The organism is Azonexus caeni, from assembly GCF_048146105.1.
GTDB classification, from domain to species: domain Bacteria; phylum Pseudomonadota; class Gammaproteobacteria; order Burkholderiales; family Rhodocyclaceae; genus Azonexus; species Azonexus aromaticus_B.
In genome coordinates this window covers 1-356 of the sequence record NZ_JBKJAD010000073.1, presented here as the reverse complement: position 1 = coordinate 356, position 356 = coordinate 1, and the positions used below count along the sequence as shown (strand labels likewise).

At 64.9% G+C, this 356-nt stretch carries 1 protein-coding gene; it reads left to right on the top strand.

Going from position 1 to position 356, the window contains the following annotated elements; all coding sequences use genetic code 11:
- Positions 1 to 58: 58 nt before the first annotated feature.
- On the top strand, positions 59 to 356 hold a 298-nt coding region (locus ACLIIZ_RS21125; protein WP_416695683.1), incomplete at its 3' end, for a VCBS domain-containing protein.

Below are 356 nucleotides of genomic sequence, written 5' to 3'. Positions count from 1 at the left end.
GATCACGATCACCGGCACCAATGACGGCGCCGAAGTGAGCGGCAAGGACAAGGGTGCGGTGACGGAAGACGCCTCGAACCCGAACCTGACCGACACCGGCACGCTGCTGGTGACGGACGTCGATGGCCTGGACGAAGCCCAGTTCCAGACCACGGGCATCGTTGCCAGCGCCGGCGCGCTGGGCGGTCTGACGATCACGACGACCGGCGACTGGACCTACACGGTGGCAAACGCCGACGTGCAGTACCTGGGCGAAGGCGAAACCAAGATCGAGACCTTCACCGTGAAGACGGTGGACGGGACGACGCACGACGTGGTGATCACGATCACCGGCACCAATGACGGCGCCGAAGTGA